2 protein-coding genes are annotated in these 20,567 nt (G+C 41.9%); both read left to right on the forward strand.

Features of this window, described 5'->3' with window-relative positions; all coding sequences use genetic code 11:
• Nucleotides 1-34 precede the first annotated feature (34 nt).
• Nucleotides 35-7,852 carry an amino acid adenylation domain-containing protein gene (locus ACKTS5_RS02315; RefSeq protein WP_408042219.1) on the forward strand — a complete coding sequence of 2,606 codons (7,818 nt, stop codon included), beginning with the start codon at nucleotides 35-37 and terminating at the stop codon, nucleotides 7,850-7,852.
• A 36-nt stretch (nucleotides 7,853-7,888) separates the two neighbouring features.
• Nucleotides 7,889-20,566 (forward strand): amino acid adenylation domain-containing protein, encoded by a 12,678-nt coding sequence (locus ACKTS5_RS02320; RefSeq protein ID WP_408042220.1) that lies wholly within the window; start codon nucleotides 7,889-7,891, stop codon nucleotides 20,564-20,566.
• The last annotated feature ends 1 nt before the right edge of the window (nucleotide 20,567 follow it).

The raw sequence follows: 20,567 nt of genomic DNA on the forward strand, positions 1-20,567 counted from the left end.
TCAAACTAATTACCTACTAACTCACTAACCAACCATGAAGCAAGAAGCCAACAATATAGAAAAGATTTATCCTTTGACTCCCATGCAAGAAGGAATGCTTTTTCATGAGATCAAGGACGATTCAGAAGCGTATTTTAACCAGTTGTATTACACGGTTAACGGATCTTTTGATAGCGATATTTTTGCGGAAAGCATCCGAATTTTAGGAGAACGACACGATATTTTGAGGTCTGCCTTTGTGTATGATAAAACCGAACGCCCAATCCAAGTAGTACTGAGAAACAGAAGTATTCCCTGTACAATTTTGGACAAAAGAAACGAGTCGGAAGAGGCGTATGAACGTTTTTTAACGGCCTACAAGGAGGCAGATTTAGACAAAGGATTCGATTTGATTAAAGAACCCTTGTTGCGAATTACAGTTATTCAAAAGGAAACAGCTGCCTTTGATTTTTTATGGAGTTACCACCATATTCTACTGGATGGTTGGTGCCATGCTATTTTGGTTGAGGAGTTAAATGAAATTTACAATAGTCTTAAAGAAAACAGACCGCTCCAACTTGCTCCTGCCGTCTCATTCGGGACCTATGTGAAGTGGTTAGAACAACAAGACCAACAGGCGTCGAAAGCCTATTGGAAAAATTATTTGGATGGTTACCAGCACTTGGCCGAAATTCCTTCAGTACCGAGTACAGAGGAGTTAAATGATAGAAACCCCTTGAAGAAATTGGTGTTTGATACAGAAAAAACAGCAATATTGAACGAGGTAGTTAAGGAAATGGGAGTGACGTTGAACGATCTTTTTCAGGCCGCTTGGGGTTTGCTGTTAGCTAAGTATTCCGGGAGCAATGATGTCGTATATGGAAATGTAGTATCGGGGCGTCCTGCCACTTTAGAAGGGATGGATCGCTGTTTAGGATTATTTATCAATACCATTCCAGTACGCGTACAATTTTCTGACGGAGATAGTTTGAGGACCATCGTACAAAAGACCCATACCGATTTTATTGACGGGCTACCACACCATTACAGCTCTTTGGCAGATATCCAAAGTGAAACAGCTTTAAAGGCTGATCTTGTGAATCACGTTATTGCCTTTGAAAACTATCCGCTATCAGAGATGAATGAAGAGGAGGCAGGAGACGATTTGTTCCAAATCTCAAACGTCGCTGTTTTTGATCGTACCAACTATGATTTTGATATTGACGTGGAGCTGGCTAAAGAAATTACGGTTACTTTTTATTACCATCCGGAAAAATACCACCCGGCATTTATGGATAGTTTACTGGCGAGTTTTGAAGAACTCGTACATCAGTTTGCTCACTGTCCTGATCGCCGTGTTAACGAAATACAATGGCTAGCTTCCAAAGAAGAAAAGCAGTTGTTGTTCGATTTCAATGCAACAGCAGTAGATTTTACGAATACACAACCCATACACGAAGTTTTTGAAGCTGTTGTGAAGACTGCTCCTGAGGTGGTGGCTATCAAACACGGATCGCGAGAGTGGACCTACAAATCGTTAAATGAATACGCTAATCAGTTGGCGAATAGTTTGCGCTTAAACGGATTGTCAAAAGGGAGTTTTGTGGGAGTTCACCTCGAAAGAACCCCTGAGTTAATCGCCGCGTTGTTAGCAGTGTTCAAAGCAGGGGGAGTATACGTACCATTAGATATCCAAAATCCGGTATCTAGAACTTTGGAGTTACTGACAGATGGTGATATCTCAGCAGTAATTACGGACAATACCTTGGCAGGAGCGCTGTGCTCAGAGGCACTTCCAAAAACCTTAGGTCAATGTATAGTCATTGATGAAGCGGATACCGAGCTCAGCGTATCTCTGGGCAAACAAGGTGTTTTGTTGAGCGATGGTGTAGCAATCAAAGAAGCAGCGTTAGTTGATGTCAAAGGAAATACTGAGGTGTCAGATTGGGCTTATATGCTCTATACTTCCGGATCGACAGGAAAGCCAAAAGGAGCTATTACCCGCCATGATGGAGCTTTAAACCATATTTACGCAGAATACGCTGCACTCGATTTAAAAGACGGATTTAGTTTTTTGCAAAGTGCGAGTATTGCTTCCGATATCTCTGTCTGGCAAATGCTTGCGCCCCTATTAAAAAAGGGGACGGTGGTGATTGCCGATAAAGCCTGGGTGTTGGATTACGAAAAAACATTTCAGATTTTACGAGATGAAGCGGTGAGTATCGCTGAGTTTGTACCCTCTTACCTCATTGGTTTTGTCGAGTTTTTAAAAGAAAAAGCAACAACAAACTCGCTATTGCCAGCCTTGGAATGGATGATGATGGTTGGTGAAGAAATTCCAGCTCATTTGGTGAACGATTGGAGACGATTGGTACCAAATTGTAGAGTGCTTAACGGCTATGGACCTTGTGAAGCTTCGGATGATATTACGCAATACGAAATTACGGAAGCAATTCCGAGTAACGAGTTCAAAGTTCCTATCGGAAAGCCGATAGCGAATATGAATATTTTTATTCTCGATAACAATGAAAGGCTAGTTCCTATAGGAGTGAGCGGAGAAATATGTGTTTCAGGAATTGGTGTCGGAGCAGGGTACTATAAAGAACCTGAAAAAACGGCTGAGAGTTTTAAAGAGAATCCATTTCTAGGTACTCTCGGAAACAGTATGTACAAAACAGGCGATTTAGGACGCTGGTTACCTGATGGAAATATTGAATTTCTCGGAAGAAAAGACAGACAGGTCAAAATCAGAGGAAATAGAGTAGAATTAGGAGAAATAGAAGCCTTGTTACGCAGCCATAAGCACATTGCCAATGCAGCGGTCATAGCCCATAAAAAATCGCCCAATGATATCGATTTAATCGCATTTATAGTGCTAGAGGATGCTGTGACAACAAAATTCTCGGATATAGAGCAGCAGTTGTCGGCGTTGTGTAAGGAGGCATTACCGAGTTATATGCGACCTAACCACTACTGTCAAGTAGTGAAATTGCCACAGAATCTCAGTGATAAAGTAGATGAAAAGAAACTTTTAGCTCACTATTTGGAAGTTCACAAAGGGCAAAAGGAAGGAGCGGAAGCAGGGGTTCCTTGTAGTACGCCAACAGAATTGGTCGTAAAAGCGATATGGGAACACGTTTTGCAAAAGTCAGGTATTGGAGCCGCAGATGACTTTTTTGAAAAAGGAGGACATTCATTGCTAGCCATGCGTGTAAAAGCTGCAGTATTAAAGCAGTTGAAAGTAAACTTGGATGTTAGAGACCTCTTTGTTTATACCCAATTACAAGCCTTGGCAGCGCATATTGATGCTACCTTCCAAGGAGCAAAAATTACCGAACAGCTTAAGCAGGTGCGTCCGACAAAAATTCCATTATCCTATGCTCAAGAGAGCGTTTGGTTTCTCGATCAACTTCACGGAGGGAGTGCAGAATATCACATTCCTGCTGCGGTTAGGTTGACCGGAAAATTGGATGTGAATGTCTTGGAAGCTGCGTTAAAAGAAGTAGTAGACCGTCATGAAATTTTACGTTCGGTAATCGATACCTCAGAAGAAGAACCTCATTTACAGTTTTTAGATGCACAAAATTGGGAATTAGTGTTAACAGATAAAACCCAAGCAACGACGACTGTTGAAGAAGATATTTATGCGGCGAGTAAGCGCCCTATAGTACTTACAAAAGATTTTAAACTCAGAGCAGAGTTGTTCCGCTACAGTTCGGAAGAACACGTACTGGTGTTAGTGATGCATCACATAGCAGCCGACGGGTGGTCTGAGAGTATACTCGTAGAGGAATTCTTGAGTGCATACCAAGCAAAACAGCAAGGAAAAGAGGCTGTTTTACCCGAACTACCAGTTCAGTACGTAGACTATATTTTGTGGCAACGTAAAAAGAACAATTCTCTCGAAGAGCAGTTGTCGTATTGGGAAAAGAAACTTGCGGGAGTTGAAATCTTAGAGTTTCCAACCGACTTTAAACGACCTGAAACCCTAAGTACTCAAGGAGCTACCGTCTCTTTTACGATTGCAGAGGAGGAAACCAATGCAATGAGAGCCTTGGCTCAGGCGCAGAAAGGAACCCTTTTTATGAGTTTACTAAGTGCGTTTAACCTGCTGTTGTACAGGTATGCAGGACAGGGAGATATTTGTGTAGGAACACCGATTGCTGGTAGAACCCATCAAGAATTTGAGGGATTAATTGGGTTTTTTGTTAATACCTTGGCTATTAGGACGGAATTGCGTGCTGATATGAGCTTTCAAGAGCTGTTAGCACAAGTGAGAGCAACTGCCTTAGAAGCCTTTAAATATCAAGATACTCCCTTTGAAAAAGTAGTAGAACGCACCACAGGTAAACGTGATATCAATAGAAATCCCTTATACCAAGTGATGTTTACCTACCAAAATACGCCGGAAGTTGCTGATTTACAGTTAGACGGGTTAACCTCTGAGTTACTAGAGTCATCTGAGTTGCAGGTACACAGTGATTTGCACATGATAGTAGAAGAGTCAGGATCGGAACTACAGGTAGAAATTGAATATAGAAAAGACCTGTTTGAAACGGCGACAATAGAACGTTTGGCAACCCATTTTAGCAATTTAGTAAAGGCTGTAGTAACGTATCCAGAAAAAGAATTGGCGAGCTTAGCAATGCTGAGTCCTGCCGAAGAAGCGCAGTTGTTATCGTTTAATGCTGCGAATTTGGAACTCGATTCTGAGGAAACCATTCTCGATCTTTTTAATCAACAAGTGCAACGAAAACCAGAAGCTCTCGCTTTGATTGCTCCAAACAACACCATGAGCTATGGAGAGCTCAATAGTAAGGCGGAATCTCTTGCCGCTGATTTACAGGGGTTAGGAGTGCGTCGAGGTGATTTTGTTCCAATTTGTATGGAACGCGGAATACCTACTGTGGTAGGAATTTTTGCCATTTTAAAATTGGGAGCTGCGTATGTGCCCATAGATCCTTCCAATCCTAAAGATAGAATTCTGTTTATCGTGGATGATTGTAATGCAAAAACAGTTCTGACGCAACCTGATGTTCTGGCAACTGTTCAAGGTACCTCGGAGGTAAGGTGGGTCGACACATTGGCTCTATTGAACAATTCAAAGGAAGCCTCCGTATTTCAAGCTCCGGAAATCATTTCTCAGTCTGATACGGCTTATAGTATTTATACGTCTGGAACCACAGGAAGACCAAAAGGCGCTGTGATTTCTCACCGAGCACTCTATAGTTTTGTCTGTTTTTCTGATCAAACACATCCGTTAAAAGAAGGGGATCGTATGACCTTTAAAACCAATTTCGGATTTGATATGGCAATTCCTGAACTTTTCGGTTGGATCAAAGGAGGCGCGAGCATGGTAATTGTTCCAGATGCTACAGTAAGAGATTTAGGGCAGTTTATTAACGAACTCAATCGCCAGCAAGTAACCCAGTTAAATTTAGTGCCCTCGCATTTAACGGCATTTATGGAATACGTATTAGCCAACGATATCGAGATGCCTAGTATTGAGTATTTTTTAATTGGAGGAGAAGTTCTTCCGGTGAGAACGGTCAGAAATTATCAAAAATCGAAGTTGACGGCCAGTTTAGATAATATTTATGGTCCTACCGAAACAACCGTATTCTGTAACTATTACCGAGCGAGTGAGTTGCCTGCAAATGCCGTAACGGTACCTATCGGGAAACCGACTCCAAATGCAGCCATTTACATTTTAGACGACCATTTGAATTTGCTACCGGTTGGAGTAGTAGGTGAGCTGTGCATAGGTGGTACAGGTTTGGGTAAGGGCTATTTAAACCGCCCCGATTTAACAGCAGCAAAGTTTGTAGCAAATCCTTTTGTTACAGGTCAGCGTTTGTACAAAACTGGTGACCTAGCAAAATGGCTCCCGGACGGAAATGTGAGCTATATAGGCCGAAAAGACTCACAGGTAAAAGTCAACGGATACCGTATTGAATTAGGAGAAATTGAAACGGTGTTAAATCAGTGTCAACAAGTAAAATTAGGAGTTGTGATTGCAAAAGAATTACCCGGTGGCGGTAAGCAATTACAGGCTTTTGTACAAGGAGAAACTAGGGAGGTACAGTTAGACCAAATTAGTGCCGAACTCGGTGAGAAATTGCCAGAATATATGGTGCCTAAGCAGTTGGTCGTTCTCGAGGAGTTCCCTTTGAATAGAAATGGGAAAATAGATAGAAATGAGTTAGCAAAGTGGAAGGCAGTTGAAGAAGATACAACAACGCAAATGGCAAGTACCGTTCTAGAGAAAAAATTACTAACTATTTGGAGTGAGTTATTGAACCGACCTGTGATAGGAATACACGAAAACTTTTTTGAGATCGGAGGACATTCCATTTTAGCCATGCGAATGATAGCTAAAATTCAAAAGCAGTTAGGAAGCATTGTCGACTTAGCCACGGTGTTTAAAAATGCAACTATTCAAGGGCTTGCAGAGGCTATTGAAAAAGGACAGGCAATGGATGGTAGTACCAAAGTAGCCATTTCAAAGGTCGAAGAAGCTGAATTATACCCGTGTTCTCAAGCGCAAAAGCGCCTTTGGTTAGCACAACAAATAGCAGAAAATAAAGCAGTGTACAATATCGTCGTTGGTTTTGAAATCCAGGGAGAGTTTGACTTGGCGAAGTTTGAGAAAACCCTCAGCTATGTGCTGAACAAACACGAGATTTTGCGCACAAATTTTATTGACAAAGAAGGAATTCCCTATCAAAAAATCAAAAATCAAATAAATAGTACGGACTTTTTTGAGGTGTTGCATACAGAAAAAGAGGTATTGGAGATGGCGCAACAAAAATTAGTGTCAGAACGTGCCTATGAATTTGATGTGAGCTCCGATGCGCTCTTGCGGGTAACGGTGATAACTTCGGGATCTCAACAGGCTTTGATTGTGAATATGCACCACATCATAGGGGACGGATGGTCATTGCAGGTATTGCAAAAAGAAATCGAAACAGCTTATGAGAGCCTGCTTATTCAAGGGAGTATTCCCGCACGCCAACTCACCATTCAATACAAAGACTTCGCGAGCTGGCATAACAAACGATTAGCGGATGCCTCTAATGAAGAGGCCCAGTATTGGGGACGAGTACTCACTGGGGTTGCCAATAGAAAAGAGTTACCACTCGATAAGCCTAGAGGAGCCTATCGCGATACTCATTCCGTGGTAAAAACAGTAGCATTCGGAACGGAATTGAGTAGTGCTATTACTGCGTATAGTACATCTACAGGACACCGTCCTTACCTCGTTCTTCAAACATTACTCAAAGCGTATTTAGGAACCTTTTTAAATACGACTGATGTTCCTCTTGGAACCTTAGTAGCTGGGAGAAATCATCCACAATTAGAGGATCAAATAGGATTCTATGTAAATATCATTGTCTTGCGTTCTGTGTGGGAAGTAGCACAGAGTTTCTCGAGCCTATTAACGCAAGTAGCCGAAGAGACAGAAGCGGCATTTATAAGACAGTCACATCCCTACGATTTGTTAGTGCAACAACTTGGATTGGCCGGACAAACGCAGAAAAATGCCCTGTTCGATATCATGTTTGCCTACAATGATGGATTGGAAGAAGAAGCTTTGACGCACCGATTGAGCTTTCAGGAAATCGCGACAGACTTGACTGACGAAGAACATAATAAATACGATTTAATGTTTGAATTTCAATCTGATGCACAAGGTGAATTTACCTTGCAGATTAAGTATTTGAGTAGCTTGTTTTACAAGAGTAGTATAGCTGAAATCGCAACGGGAATACAGCAGTTTTTCGGGGCATTGTTAGCACAACCAGATGCGAGTATGGCAAGCCTAGTGACAAAACCTGTAGCGGAAGTTGATCTAGTAGATGACTTTTCATAATCCCTATTCCCAGTAGTTAATTGAAATAGAAAACAGATGGAACAAAATGTAATACATACACTTTCCAAAACGGCATATTGGAATACGAAGTTAAAAGAGGCGAACAAAACAACGCCTTTTGAGAAAAACCTCAAGGGGGTGGCTCTTCAGGAAAGAATGACTGCAGCTCGTTTGGTACCGCAAGAACTCATGAATGAGCTCTTGAACATGACTAAGGGAAAAGAGATCAACTTATTTAAGCTATTGATCGCTACCATGAGTATCGTGTTATCAAAGTATACAGTATACCGAGAATTATTAATAACAACTAGTACGTTTGCAAGTACTACTAATGACGGAATATCGCGCTTGTTGGCATTGGCAATTTCGTTGGATACCGAAGGGACGGTTCGTCAGTTGTTGGGAGGAATTCACAAGGAACTGCTCACAACTATGGAACAGCAAAATTACGATATAGCTGAGGTAACCGAAGAAGTGTTCGCAGTGGAAGAGCAGGCTAAAAAGTTAAAAAGTATTGCTTGCTACGTCCCTGGAGCCAATATATGGACAAGTGAATTAGAGACTGTTGATTGCTTGGTGAAATTTTCAAGAGCGGCAGAAGATTGTTTTCTCGAGTTGAATTATCAACCAGCAGTTTTTTCGGCTAGCGAAATGGATGTGTTCGCAAAGCATTTAATAGCAGCGCTCGAGCTAGTCGTGAAGGACTTGGACGTCGCTATTGATGAACTGAATTTTACGACTGCGACAGATACGCAGATTATAAATGACGCGATTACGCGCGCAAAAGTCAGTTTTGAGGAAATTCCGGTTATCACACAGTTCGAGAATCAAGTACTGCAAACCCCAGAGGCGATTGCAGTAAAAAGTGGCACTACCTCCTTGACTTATGAGGAGTTGAATTACAAAGCCAATCAATTGGCCATGCAGCTTATGAAGTGTAATGATTTTGCGATAGGAGCACATGTTGCGCTTATGGTAGATCGCTCAGAACATATAATGATTGGGGCCTTGGCAGTGTTAAAAGCTGGAGGTGTTTTTGTACCTATTGATATAGCAGCTCCCAAAGAACGCGTGCAGTATTGCTTAGCCGATAGTGATTGTAGTATTGTGCTTACAGAAGCCTGGTACCTTAAATCAGAAGGGACAGTGAACGGGAAAACGTACTTGTCAATGGACGATATTTCGGGCGATGGAAGTCAAAATCCTGCTCGTCAACGCGCTATTGATGAGGTGATTTACATGATTTATACTTCGGGAACTACAGGGAAACCCAAAGGAACCCTTATTTACAACCGATCGTTAACCAATAATGTAAATTGGTTTAAACGCCAATATGAGTTGACACCGGCCGATAGTACTATGCTGATCAACTCGTACAATTTTGATGGTTGTTATGGATATGTTTGGGCAACGCTCGTGACAGGGGGTGTTTTACACATTCCTAAAGAAACCATCTTTGATCCTGAACAAACCTTGCGTTATATAGAACAAGAAGGGATTACACATATAAAAATAGTACCCTCTACTTTTGGGGTATTGGTGAATTCACCTGCCTTTACGGCAAATCCGACGGCCTGCAAGTCATTGCGTTTGTTAAAACAAGGAGGAGAGGCCATTAATGTAAAGAATTTAGAAAAGTATTTTGAATACTATCCAACAGTGACCTTAGGAAATCACTACGGACCTACTGAATGTACCATTGGTTCCGTAGCGTATTGGATGACCAAAGCAACCTTTCCTGAATTTAAAAAGCAACCCGTTTTAGGAAGATTGTATGACAATCAGGAAATCTACATTCTGAATGAGAAAAGAGAAATTCAACCGGTAGGAGTATTGGGAGAAATTTGCATCGGAGGAGCTGGAGTGAGCAAAGGATACTATAAACAGCCTGATCTAACAGCTGAAAAGTTTATTGAACACCCTGTTAAAAATCAGGAACGCATCTATTGTACCGGTGATCAGGGAAGATGGTTGCCAAACGGGACGCTCGAGTTCGTGGGTCGCTTGGACAATCAGGTAAAAATAAGAGGGTACCGCGTTGAGCTCGATGAGATTGCAGCGGTAGCGAAAGAACACCCTCAAATAAGCGATGCTATTTGCTTGTTGTACAACAAAGGAGAGGAGCGTTACCTGAGCTTATGGTTTGTGAGTGAGGTGGCCTTGACGAAGACCGATATGCAGGCCTATTTTACAGAACGCCTTCCCGAATACATGAGACCGCATTTTTATGTCAGAGAAAAGACGATGCCTCTAACACCTAATGGTAAGGTTGATAAGCGAGGATTGTCAGATCCTGCAGAGGCACAGTTAGTCACTGAGAACGAGGTTGTATTACCTACTTCGGACGAAGAAAAGCGATTGGTTGCTTTATGGGAAGCATTGCTAAAGGTAAAGCGCGTGAGTACGACTGATAATTTCTTTGAAATTGGAGGCCATTCTTTAAAAGCGACGCAACTCATGGCCAGTATCCGCAGAGAACTGCAAGTAATCATATCGCTAAAAGACATATTTCAACACCCAGTATTGGCAGACTTAGCGCTGCTAGTTGCAAGCAAAAAAGCTACGGGGTTTGATGAGATTCCGACCGTGAGCCCCAGACCTTATTACGAGCTGTCTCACGCTCAAAAACGCATGTGGATTTTAAATAAGGTAACGGAAGCTGCCGCGGATTATAACATACCACATGTGCTTCAACTACGAGGAACTGTAGATAGAAAATTAATCGAGCAATCAATACAGACCTTGGTAGACAGACATGAAATATTGAGAACGGTTTTCGTAACTCAAAATAACGAGCCAGTACAGCAGGTATTAGATACTTATCGTTTTGAATTACAGTACGAATCTTTAGAGGAACTTTCTGATAATCAAGAGGCTGTTGACGCTGTAGTACAGCGCCAGGCAAACCTTGTTTTTGACCTTTCAGAGCGCCCACCTTTTGAGGCATTATTACTAAAGATAAATGAGGGAACGTATTTGTTTTTATTGACGCTACATCACATTATTTCCGATGGATGGTCAACAGAGGTGTTTGGTAATGAGTTGTTCCGCTGTTATGTGGCACTCAACAATAACCAAGTACCAAACTTACCGCCGTTGGCTATTCAGTACAAAGATTTTGCGCACTGGCAAAATGCAGAATTGGCGGAAAGTAAATCGACAAAATTAAAAGCCTATTGGCAACAAAAATTTGCAGGGGAGCTAACTCGTTTGGAATTGCCTTACGACGTCTCTGCGAGTGAGTGCAGCGGAAATAAAACGGAAAAATACGAAGTTTCGCCTGCCTTATACCAACAGTTAAAGGAATATGCAAAGGAGAAAGAAACCTCCGTTTTTGTCATCTTGTTAACTGGATTGAAAGTACTATTGTCGAGGTATACCGGTCAGGAAGATGTGGTGATCGGAACTCCTACAGCTGGTAGAGAACACAGTGACCTAACACAGCAGATAGGTTTTTATGTCAATACTTTAGCACTGCGATCACGAATAGCTCATACGAGCTCATTTGCGGCAATTGTTGAGGAGGTGAAGCAAACCGTATGGGAAGCTCATGAGCATCAAGCTTATCCTTTTGATCTGTTAGTTCAGGATTTGCAGTTAGTCACGGAGCCAGGTAAAACACCGTTGTTCAATGTGTTTGCTTCAGTACAGAATACCACAGCACAAGATTCAGAAACTCCAGAAGCTTTAGGGTTTACTTATGCAAATTACGAGCGTGATTTTGAACATAGCAAGTTTGAGCTACTGATTAACTTTAATGAAAGCGAAGATGCACTGACGGTGGAATTGGATTACCAAGCACAGTTGTTTGAAGCTGGGAAAATGCAAAATTTGGTGAGGCATCTTGTAGAGTTGTTGCGAAATGGAATTGAAAAGGAGGCACTTACCGTTGGGAAGATGAGTTATATGAACGCTGATGAGACCGCATTATTGCAGCGCTTTTCAGGAAGTGTAACGACCAATTTCCCATGGAAGTCACTAGTTGTCGAGTTTGAAAAGCAGGTTCAACAACAGCCCAATGCCTTGGCTTTGAGAGATGATAGTACTTCTTATACGTATAAAGAACTCGCCGCTAGTGCGAATAGGATAGCAAATTACCTGAGAGATGCTCAAGGAGTGACTTCAGGAGAAATCGTAGGAATTTTATGTGATCGGAATGCCGATTATATCATTGCAATGTTGGCAATTGTTAAAGCTGGTGCGGCCTATTTACCGATGGAGCGAAAGTTTACGGCAGCACATATTTCAAACGTTTTAAACATTTCATCCGCTAGAGTGGTCTTGACCGATGTGGATGCAGAGCCTTTATTGGCGAAAGAAGCGCTAGTGCAAGTGAATATTAGTACGCCTCAACTTTTTCAAAAGACAAGTAGCTTACCGCCGAGCTTGCCAGCAGATCAATTGGAAGATTTGGCCTATGTCATGTTTACCTCTGGAACTACAGGTAAGCCTAAAGGGGTGATGGTAAACCATCAAAATATACTGCGACTCGTAAAGGGAATCAACTATTCGTCCTTAACAGCAGAAGATCGTTTTTTACAAACAGGATCGCTGTCTTTTGACGCAGCTACCTTTGAAATCTGGGGAGCTTTTTTAAACGGAGGTCAGTTGCATATCATTGCACAACAAGATTTACTAGATGTAAAAAATTTACACCGAGAAAAAGAGAGTCGTGGGATTACAAAAATGTGGATCACGACGGCCTGGTTTCATCAGTTAGCAGATATTGATGTCTCTATTTTTAAAGGTTTAAATGAAATTTGGGTAGGAGGAGAACGCTTGTCACCAGAGCATTTTGAACGCGTGAAAACAGCACATCCAACGGTGCCGATTATCAATTTTTACGGACCTACAGAAAATACGACATTTTCTACCTGTGGAGAAATCTTCCTTACCGATATGAAAAACATACCTATCGGTATTCCAATCGATAATTCGACGGTACATATTTTAGATGCCAATCAGCAACCTGTTCCAGTAGGAGTAACCGGTGAAATTTATTTGGGAGGTTTAGGAGTGAGCCAGGGGTATTTAAACAACCCGGAAGAAACAGAGAAACGCTTTGTGCAACTACCAAAAGTAGCGGAAGGATCTCTATATCGTTCAGGTGACTTAGGGCGCTGGCGAGCGGATGGAAATATCAGTTTTTTCGGACGAAAAGACCATCAAGTGAAAATTCGAGGACATCGTATTGAACTCGACGGAATTGTAGCGGTATTACAGAAACATCCAGCCACTAAAGAAGTGGAAGTTGTTGCCTTGGATTTGCAAGGGGCGGATAAAGTGTTAGTCGCGTATTACACAGCGGATAGTAGCATTAGTGAGGAGACACTCAAATCGTTTTTAGCGAACGAGTTGGCAGCGTATATGGTACCTAGTTACTATGTGCAGTTGGAGCATATGCCCTTAAATAAAAATGGAAAGATAAATCATCGAGAACTTCCAAAACCAAACGTTACACTTACATCGGAAAACTATACAAGCCCCAATACAGCTACGGAAATAGCCCTAGTACAAATTGTAGCCGAAGTGCTGCAACTCAATTCTGAAAACATTTCAGTACTGGCAAACTTTTTCGATTTAGGAGGACATAGTTTAAAGGCCATAGCCTTGGCCAATCGCGTGGAGGAACGCTGTGGTGTGACATTGCGTTATGCCGAGGTGTTTACTTCAGAACATTTAAGAAGTTTAGCAAGCCGTATAGACTCGGCAGAAAAAGGAACGGGAATTACCATTCCAATTGCTCCTGAACAGGGGCCCTATACAGCGAGTGCATTGCAAAAACAACTCTTTGCATTGTATGAGTTAATGCCGGAAAGTACCGTGTATAACATGCCGGGAGCAGTGCAGTTGCCTAATTCTGTTACGTATGAACAAGTAAAGGCAGCCGTGGGGGCTTTAATAGCGCGTCACGAAAGTTTACGCACTACTTTTTACAGTGAAAATGAAGAGGTATATCAGCGTATTAATGAAAAACAACAGGTAGAAGTAGCCGTGATTGCCAATCCGTCAGAAGAGGACTGGAAGGGCTTTGTTACACCGTTTGATTTGGTTCATGGACCACTGTGGAGAATGAGTTTTGTACATCGCGATGAACGAGCTGCGGAATTGTGGGTAGATTTCCATCACAGTATTATTGATGGAGTATCGCAAAGAATTATACAAGAAGAATTACAAGAACTTTTAGCAGGAGCTAGTTTGGCACCTGTAGCATTACAATACAAAGATTACAGTAGCTGGTTTGCTTTACAATTGGCAGGCGACTACGGTAAAAAACTGAAAAACTACTGGACTGAGCGGTTTGCTCAAGAGGTACCAGAATTGCAATTACCTTATAAAGGACGTAAGCAGGCAGGCCAAACTTTTGAAGGAAAATCTATAGCCTTTAAAATTGGAGCCGAACAAACTCAGTTTTTAAAAGATCTGAGTGCAGCGCACCATGGTAGTTTGTTTACGAGTGTATTGGCTTGTTGGTCATTGCTATTGACAAAATTAGGAGCCACCAACGATCTCGTAATCGGAGTTCCGATGGCGGGAAGGAAACACGCCCAGGTAAAGAAGACGGTGGGAATGTTTGTGAATACCTTACCCATTCGATTGCAATGGGAGGTTGAGGAAGATTTTGGAACTTTTTTGACGAGAACTCAAAAACAGGTAGTGGCCGATATCGAGCAGCAGGAGTATCCGGTACAGCAATTGCTCGACAGTCTTCACGAGCAGCAAATTTTAAGCGAAAATACCCTGTATAAAACCCTTTTTAGTTGGATTACTGCAGAAGATTTTTCAACGGAAATAGAGGAGCTGTCTCCATCAGCAGCAGCAGAAACCTTAGTGGTGACTCCTAAAGATACAGGAGTGAAATTTGATTTGAATGTCAAGTTTTTGCTCCTAGAGGATGAAATTGTCGCTGACCTTGAGTTTAAATCAGCATTGTTTACGGAACGAACAGCAAAAAATATAGTACAGCGCTTTTACCAATTACTAACGGTATTGCAATCGACACCGAATACTTTGATAAGTGACATAGATGTCTTGCTTCCGCATGAAAGAAAGGAATTGCTTACAGAAGTCAATCAAACGTCGGTTTTACACAGAGATAAAGGAGCTACCTTAGATCAATTATTTTCTAAAAGCGCAGCCCGCTATCCTAGTAATATCGGTTTGGTAGATCCGAAGCGCAGTTGGACTTTGGCAGAGATAGAAACAAAAGCCAATGCCTTGGCGGGTCATTTGTTGGCCTGCGGTGCAGGAGGGAGTCTTATAGGAATTTATATGGAGCCATGTGCTGAAGTATTTATCGCGGTATTAGCGGCGTTTAAAGTTCGTGGAGCTTATTTACCCTTGGATGTTGATACCCCCAAAGCTCGTATTGAATACACTCTAGAAAATAGTGGTGCAGAGGTGGTACTCACCCAAAGTGATAGACGAGGAGAACTTTCATTTTCCGGTACTGTCGTGTGCTTAGATGATACTTCATGGCAAACAGAGAATCCTGTTTCAGTATCATTGAATACACCAGATTCACTGGCCTATATGATATATACTTCGGGATCAACAGGTACCCCTAAAGGAGTTCGAATTCAACAAAAACAACTGTTGAATTACGTGAATTGGTTTACTCATAACTATGAGTACGGATCTGACGATAAGGCGGTATTGTTATCGTCCTTTGCTTTTGATTTGGGGCACAGCGCTGTGTTTCCAACCTTGGCAAATGGAGGAACCTTACACGTACTACCGAGAGAGCAGTATTTGAACACATCGTATTTGTCAAGGTATTTAGCTGCGAATGCAATCACCTTTATAAAAACTACCCCGTCGTTTTATGCATTGTGTATAAATGATGCGGAATTTGAATTGGAAAGCTTGGATACGCTCAGGTACTTAATGTTAGGAGGCGAAGCGATTGTAGCCCGTGATTTGACCTCGTTTTTCGAGAAGTTTCCGACAAAGAAATTGATCAATCACTACGGGCCTACGGAGACTACTATTGGTTGTATAGTCAAGGAATTTACAGCGGCTACGTACCGAGAATTGGCAGAACAGGTAATCATAGGAACTCCAATAGATAATATGAAGGCCTATGTATTAGATACAAACTTACAGCCAGTGGCCCCTGGAGTGAAAGGGCAATTGTATTTAGCAGGAGCAGGGCTTTCACAAGGATATCACGGATTGCCAGAAAGTACGGATGAAAAGTTTATTGACAATCCTTGGCAGCCAGGTACAAAAATGTATGCTACTGGTGATGTTGTTTGCTGGTCGGAAAAGTCTGAGTTATTGTTTAAAGGAAGAATTGATGATCAGGTAAAGTTAAATGGATACCGCATAGAGTTGGATGAGGTGAAAAGAGCGCTGATAGCCTTAGATGGTGTGCATCAATGTGCTGTTTTGATGACAGACACAAAAGGAACTCCAGAGTTAGTGGCGTTTTTAGAGCTTACAAATGCTAAGAGTATCCCCGAGGTAGCACGAGAATTAAGTGAACAAGTACCGCATTTTATGATTCCAAAACGACTTGTTGAGGTAAAGGAGATTCCAGTTACCGCCAATGGCAAGTTGAATAAGAAGAAATTACTAGCAAGTTTGAGTCAGGCCGATGCATCAGAAGATGTGTTTGCTAAAAATGAAACAGAACGACGCTTATTGGCCTTGTGGAATCAGGCGTTAAACACAGAAGAAATCGCTGTAAATACCAACTTTTTCCACTTAGGTGGTCATTCGATAAAGGCCCTAAAGCTAATTAACCTCATCGAAAGTACTTTCGGGAAAAAACTCGCATTGAAAATGGTATTTACAAAACCTACCGTGCAATTGTTGGCCAGAGAATTGGAAGCGTGTAGTACTGAATTAAAAACGGTGATTGCGCCAGCACCTCAGCAGGAAAGCTACCCGTTATCACATGCACAGAAGAGATTGTGGATGCTTCACGAATTGAGCAATTCAAAGTCAGCCTATAATGTGCCAAAGGTATTTTGGCTTCACGGAAAGGTAGATGTACTCGCTTTAAGACAAGCATTTGAAGGGATTATTGAGAAGTACGAAATATTGAGAACTGTTTTTAGAGTGGCACAAGGAAGTCCTCGACAAGTAATTTTAGAAGCAGAACGTTTTAAGCAGTTTATTGAAGTAGCACCGTTACCCGTAAAACTAGATCAGGTAGCTAGCTTTGTTAGTGAGAAAGTAAATCGCGTTTTTGATTTAGCGAAGGGACCATTGTTTGATTTTGGGCTGTATACAACTCCTGAAAAAACCTTACTCGTGATGAATTTACACCACAGTATTTCAGACGGATGGTCGGCAACTATACTGTTAAATGAATTATGCGAACGCTACAATGCCCTAACTACGGGAATAAAATATACAGAAACCCCTTTGCAATTGCAGTTTAAAGATATTGCAAGCTGGGAGCTGAATCAGTTTCATGAGGGGAATTTTCAGGCACATCAGGCCTTTTGGAATTCATATCTATCAGGAGAACGCTCGCGATTTAGTTTGCCGAGGAGTACATCCAAAACGAAGACGTCGCAGTCAGAAGGAGCCACTTTTAGTTATGTACTAGAAGCCTCATTGACCTTAGAAATCAATGAGTTAGCAAAAACGACAGCGAGCAGTGTATTTATGGTTTTATTGGCAGCCTTTAAAGCTACAGCGTACCGTTATACAGAACAGCGTGATTTAATAGTAGGGTCCGTGGTGGCGGGTAGGAACAGGCAGGAATACGAAGACCAATTAGGATTTTTTGTGAATACGGTGGTGCATAGAACTCAAGTAGCACCGCAGCAAAGTTTTGAAGCCCTGCTGCGAAGTGTGAGAGAAAATGTATTGCAAATTGCCGAGTATCAAGACTATCCATTTGATTTGTTAGCTCGTGATTTTGAAGAAGGAATACAAGGAACAACACCATTTTTTGATGTGATGTTTATACATCAAAACGAACGTGAAATTCAAGACGATGATTTGCAGTTAACAGATATCGTAGTTGAAGGAGTTACGGAAGAGTTGCAAGAGAGTAAGTTTGATGCTTCGTTTGTAACGAGAGAAACTCCAGAGGGACTGCGCGTATTTGTAGAATATGACAAACAGTGTTACGATGCTGGCTTTATAGAGCAATTTGTAAAGCACTACGAAAAGGTACTACAGCAGGTGGTCTCAAATGTGAGTATTGCGGTTCAAGACTTACAGTTGTTAACCCCTGATGAAAAAGCGTTACTGAATAGTTTTAATGAAACAACGCAGGAAAAAATATATACATCAATTCATCAGAGAATTGAAGAGAAGGTTACTGAAACACCAGATGCAATAGGGCTGATTTTTGAAAATAGAAGCTATAGCTATTACGAGCTCAATTTAAAAGCCAATGCCTTGGCGTGCTGGATTGAAGACAATTTTGAGCACCGACGTGATCGCATTATCGGGATTTCTATGAGGCGTTCGGAATGGCAAGTGGTGTGCATGTTGGCGATTTTAAAATCAGGAGCGGCATTCTTACCGGTCGATGCTAAGCAGCCGTTACAGCGTAAAGAGTTGATTTTTAAAGATGCCAACCCCTTGTTTGTCATTGCAGATGACAGCTTGGATTTGACCTTGGAAAACAGCGAGATTGTTGGAGTCGAGCGTTTGGCGAACTATTGTGAAGAATACAAAGGTTGCGTGCCGACGACCCAAGTACAACCAGATGATTTGGCCTATGTTATTTATACTTCTGGCTCAACAGGTGTACCGAAAGGGGTGATGATTGAGCATCGTGGAAATATCAATATGGTTACCGATCAGATTGAGCAACTAGGAATAGAGGCAACAGATACTTGTTTACAATTTGCGAGCTGTTCTTTTGATGCCTCAGTATACGAAATATGCATCGCACTCTACGCAGGGAGTACATTGGTACTTGTAAGTGATGAAACGATTGCAAACCCAGTGAAATTTTCATCGTTTTTACGAGAGGCAAATATCAGTTTTGCGACATTGCCTCCAGCGTATTTGTCAAACCTCGACAGAGGAACCGTGGCAGGGATTCGCGTGTTAGTAACTGCGGGGGAGGCTCCCAACAAGAGCGATGCCGCATTTTATGCAAAAAAGCTCAATTATTTTAATGCATACGGACCTACCGAATACAGTGTTTGTGCGACGCTTTATAAAATTGACGGGTCGGAAACAGAAATTCCGATTGGAAAACCTCTCGAGAATACTCAGATCCAAATTTTAGATGCGCAACAACGTCAAGTGCCAATCGGTGTTTGGGGAGAATTGTATCTGTCCGGAGCTGGGATGGCTAGAGGCTATATAAATCGACCGCAAAAAAATGCAGAGAGTTTTGTGCAATTACCAGAAATCAATCAAGAACGCTGGTATAAAACTGGAGATATTGGAAGGTGGAATGCCGACGGGAACATCGAGTTTAAAGCACGTGTCGGTACGACGATAAAAATCCGTGGGTATCGCGTTGATAAAGGAGAAGTGAGTGCCGCTTGCCTACAGCAACCCGGAGTTGTAGAGGTAGCGCTTGATTTTAATCCGGAATTACAGTTGTTAACGGCCTTTATGGTCACAGAAACTCCGTTGGATCAAAGTGATTTGAAGCGAGACTTAAGAAAGCAATTACCAGAGTACATGATTCCAGGAGTAATTGTATTTATGGAGCAAATTCCACTCACTACAAATGGAAAAGTGGCCTATGCTGAATTGAGAAAAGAACTGGCTATACAAGACCTCAGTGGACTTAGCAGTCGCGTGGCACCGAGTTCGGAGACTGAAGAAAAATTACTGAGTATTTGGAGCAAGCTCCTCAAGAGAAACAGTATTTCTGTAAGCACAGATGTGAGCTTTTTTGAGTTAGGAGGGCATTCAATAGCCTTGATGGCGATGATTAGTCAAGTATGGGAAGAATTTCATAAAGAACTGCGTGTGCGAGACTTTTTTATGAATCCAACCATTCAAGGTATAGCGGATATCCTAGATAAGCAATCCACTGCTGAAACCCTGTTGGTTCCGTTGAACCAAACAGACTCAGCAAGTCAGATGTTTATGATTCCTCCGGTACTAGGGTCTTCTGTAATGTATAAAGAACTCGCCGAAGCACTGGGGAATGCAGGGGTAGCTTGCTATGGACTGCAATATCCAGGGATTGATTTTGACACTCCATTGCCTGTGAGTATGTCGGACATGGTAGAGCGCATGTGGCGCGAAATTGCTCCGCTAATGCGCAGCGCCAAAAGAAAGTACCTGTTAGGTTATTCTATGGGAGCTTTGCTAGCCGCAGAACTGACAAAATGTGCAAAGCAAGAAGGGATTGATGTCGCATTGATACTCATCGATAAAGATCCGCAAATAGCGTTTTCAGAACTAGCGCACGATGGAGAACATCAGATTGATGATGCCTTAATCGAAGAATTGATTACCGAGCAATTACAAGGAAATACACTTCCAGAACATACGAAAGCTCGCGTAGAGCGTGTGGTAGCAAACAACGTAAAAATATTACAATCGTATTGCTTGACAATGAATGCGGTAGTGACCAATGTTTTGGCTATCGGAGCTGAAGACAGCAGTCAACCAAATAAGATGAATGCTTGGAAAGCATTTAGTTCGGATAAATTTTCAACACAAATAATACCAGGAAATCACTTTAGTATTTGGCAGGAAGCGAATAAGAGAACGCTTTACAATGCCGTCATAAATTTTACAAACCATAACTCTAATCAAAAACTATAAC

It is taken from the genome of Tenacibaculum litopenaei, from assembly GCF_964514025.1.
Lineage (GTDB): Bacteria > Bacteroidota > Bacteroidia > Flavobacteriales > Flavobacteriaceae > Polaribacter > Polaribacter litopenaei.